The sequence below is a fragment of the Acidimicrobiales bacterium genome (assembly GCA_036491125.1).
In the GTDB taxonomy this organism is placed as follows: Bacteria; Actinomycetota; Acidimicrobiia; order Acidimicrobiales; family AC-9; genus AC-9.
Map to the genome: position 1 here is coordinate 1 of DASXCO010000186.1, position 3,640 is coordinate 3,640.

A 3,640-nucleotide genomic window follows, 5' to 3' on the forward strand; every position below is an offset into this window, starting at 1 on the left:
ATCCGTGTCGACGAGCACCACGTCGGCGTGAAGGGTGGCCGCGGCGGCGCCGATGTCATCGGCTAGGGAGACGGGACCGAGCAGCTCGACGCGCTCGCGGCTGCGGTCCAGCAGCCCGAACAGGCCGCGAATGATGATCTCGGTGTCCGCCACGAGGAGCACCCGGACCTGGCGACCGGGGATCGCGCGCGCTCCGTTGGGACTCGGCTGCTGGTCGTGCGCAGCTCCGGTCTGGCCGTCGTACATCGCATCGGTTGAGATGCTCATCGCGTCTCCTTGCCCTGACTCTTCGACTCTGCGGAGGCACCTCGAAACACCGGAACGAGCCCGGGTGTGCTGATGCCGAGCCAAGGCTGGTCCTCGCGGTCGACCCCCAAAAGAGGATACCGCCTTTGTAAGCAACCGTACAGAGCGGTGGCTTCAGCGCCTCCGCCCAAAAGGGGCAAAGAGGACAATCGCCCTTAACGCCCCCGCTCGTCGATCCCGTAGAAGAGCCGTTCGACCACCTGGCGGGACCGGCGGGTCACGCGCCGGTATTCCTCCCGCAGGGCCACGGCGCTGGTTCCGAGGCTCCTCGCCAGCCGGGACAACTGATCGGCCTGCGTCGGGAGCGCATCGCCCGGTGCCCCGCGAACAAGGTACAGCCGGTTGCGGGTCCGCTCGCAGAACCGATACGCGACGCTGAGGATCCCGGAGTCGGCGGGGTCGAGCACGCCCGACTCCACGAGGGCGCCGAGGGCGGCGATGGTTCCGGGCGACGCGATCCGGTGACGGAGCTGGAGCAGCTGCGCGGTCCACTCGATGTCGGAGAGCGAGCCGCGGCCGAGCTTCAAGTGGAACTGCGGGTCCTCACCCGCGGGCAGGCGCTCGCGCTCCACCCGCGCCTTCATGCGGCGGATCTCCCGCTGCCCCTCGTCGTCCAGCGGCCGCTGCCAGACGAAGTCGTCCACGACGGCCATGAAGCGCCGGGCGACATCGGGATCGCCCGCGACGGGACGGGCCCGGATGAGCGCCTGACGCTCCCATGTGCGGGCCCAGCGTCCGTAGTAGGTGCGGTACCCGTCGATGCTGCGCGCCAAGGGCCCGTCGCGACCTTCGGGTCGGAGAGTGGTGTCGAGTGTGAACAGGCGCCCCGCCGGTGTCGTGCCGTTGACCGTGCGGACCACCGCCTCCGCCGTCTCCTCCGCCGCCGCGACCTCTGCAGTCGTGCGGCCTTCGAAGATGATGAGCACGTCGAGATCGCTGACATAGGACAGCTCCGCTCCACCGAAGCGACCCATCGCCACGATCGCCATGGGCACAGGTGGATCCAGCGATGCCAGGGCCTCCTCGAGGGTGACCTCGGCGAGATCGCTGATCGCTGCTCCTGTCGCCTCGTCGTCGTCGATACCGAGGACGTCCCGCGCCGCGATACGCGCCATCTCGGTGTCCTTCAGGCGGAGCAGGCCTGCACGCCACCGCTCGTGGTCGTGGCGCCAACCCAGGACGGCGCCGGCCAGATCGGCCAGCTGGGCCCGGCTACGACGGGCCAGGGCGGCGTCGTCGCCGAGCATGGCCGCCAGCTCGGGGTTGCGCCGAATCGGTTCGAGCAGCGGGCGGCCGGTCCCGATGAGCAGGCACAGCCGGCGCGCCGACTCCGGGGAGTCCCGGAACGTGGCCACCAGCCGATCGCGACGATGGGCACCTGTCGCCAGGGCTCGGAGGCCGAGCAGACCCAGATCCGGATCAGGTGACTCGGACAACCACGTGAGCAGCAACGGGAGCGTCTGCTGCATCAGCCGCGACGAGCGGGTGAGGCCCCTGGTGAGCTCGGCCAGGGCCGCCCTGGTCCGCTCGGCGTCGCTGAAGCCGAAGGCGGCGAGGCGAGATCGCACGGCGTCGTCGGAACCGAGGGGTGCGGGCGAGACGGGCTCGGGCCGCTCTCCCGGGACCGCCGTCCTCCCGGGCCGCCCTCCCGGGGCGGCGGGCGGCTCGGAGACGGCCGAGAAGGCCTCCAGCAGAGGGCGGAAGAACAGCCGCTCGTGGATCGACCGGGCCACGGCCTGGTGGTCGCTCAGCTCGCGGTCGAAGCGGGCCAGGGCGGTCCCCGACGCATCGTCGCGGTGGCCGAGGACGCGGGCGAGCTGCGCGCGGGCCGTCGGCTCGGACGGGACCGAATGAACCTGGGCCTCCTCGACCAGCTGTAGGCGGTGCTCGACGGTGCGGAGATAGCGGTAGGCGTCGGCCAGGGCGCGGGCGTCCCCCTCGTCTACGTAGCCGGCGGCTCCGAGCTCGGTCAGGGCGACGAGGGTCGAGCGCGAGCGCAGGGCAGCGTCGTTGCGCCCGTGGACCAGCTGGAGGAGCTGGACCGCGAACTCGACGTCCCGGATCCCTCCCCAGCCCCGCTTGATCTCGCGGTGTGACAGGCCTCGCCGAGCCACCTGCTCCTCGGCGCGTGCCTTCATGGCCCGGATGTCCCGCAGATCGTCGGCCCCGAAGGTCCGCGCCCAGAGCTCGAGCTCGGCCTCGCGCCGAAAGGCATCCCCGAGCGCCCGGTCTCCCGCCACGGGACGCGCCTTCAGCAATGCCTGGCGCTCCCACGCCTGGGCCCAGCGCTTCCAATACGCCTGGTACGAGCGAAGTGAGCGGACCAGCGGCCCGTCACGCCCCTCTGGCCGCAGGTCGACGTCGACACGAAAGGAGCCTTGCGCCACCTCCATCACGTTCCGTGCCGCTCGCGGGCCCGAGCGCCCGTCGCCATCGACGAACACCACGTCGATGTCGCTGGCGTAGTTGAGCTCCTGGCCACCGAGCTTTCCCATCCCGATGACGGCGAGGCTTTCATCGCGCGGTACCTCGGCCAGGTCGACCGCGCCGCGCAACACGTCGTCGGCCAGGTCGGCCAGGGCGCCGACGACAGCTTCCAGATCGTCCAGCCCGGTCAGGTCGCGAGCCGCGATCCGCAGCAGCTCGAGTCGCTTCCATGCGACGAGGGCCGTCGCGCTCCGGGCGTCGACAGGCGGCCGGTCACCGAGATCGGCGAGCACATCGATGGACCGTGGATCGGTCTCGCACAACCGGGTGAGCGACCTGCTGGCCGCCAGCACAGCCACCAGGGCGCGGGCCAGCCCGTCGTCCTCGTCCAGGCGGTCTGCGAGCCCCGTATGGGTCTCGATCAGCCGCGCCAGTGGGGCCCTGACGGCGATCGGGGCGGCCGAGCGCTCGACCGCCTCGGCCAACGGGCCCGTCGAGGCCAGGGTGGTCACGGGACCAGTGTGTCAGGCCCCGACCGTGGAACCGGCCGCGGGAGGGCGATGCGGGCCGACAACGACAGGGCCCGACAAAACAGCCCTCGGGCGTAGTCTCGATGCGTGGGTCGTCTCAGAGTCGCCGCCTGTCAGCTGGACACCGTCGTCGGCGACCTGAACGGCAACGTGGAACGCATCGTCGCCGGCCTGGCCGAGGCCGAGGCGGCCGGCGCCGACCTGGCTGTGTTCCCGGAGCTGGCCCTGACCGGCTACCCGCCCGAGGACCTCCTCCTCAAGCCCGGGTTCGTGGGCGACAACCTTCAGGCTCTGGAGCGAGTTGCCCGAAGCACCGGTCGATGCGCCGCCGTGGTCGGGTTCGTCGACGTCGGGCGCGATCTGCACAACGCCGCCGC

3 protein-coding genes are annotated in these 3,640 nt (G+C 71.3%); 1 reads left to right on the forward strand and 2 read right to left on the reverse strand.

The window, feature by feature from the left end; translation table 11 throughout:
* Together VGF64_15090 and VGF64_15095 are read right to left on the reverse strand one after the other, a co-directional pair.
* The coding region (locus tag VGF64_15090; GenBank protein HEY1636087.1) for a hypothetical protein at window positions 1-267 on the reverse strand (267 nt) is incomplete at its 3' end.
* Between the two features lie 194 nt (window positions 268-461).
* Window positions 462-3,245, reverse strand: coding sequence for a bifunctional [glutamine synthetase] adenylyltransferase/[glutamine synthetase]-adenylyl-L-tyrosine phosphorylase (locus VGF64_15095; GenBank protein ID HEY1636088.1), 2,784 nt, complete (start codon window positions 3,243-3,245; stop codon window positions 462-464).
* Between the two features lie 105 nt (window positions 3,246-3,350).
* On the opposite strand from VGF64_15095, the gene VGF64_15100 reads away from it, so the two are divergent.
* The coding region (locus tag VGF64_15100; GenBank protein HEY1636089.1) for a nitrilase-related carbon-nitrogen hydrolase at window positions 3,351-3,640 on the forward strand (290 nt) is incomplete at its 3' end.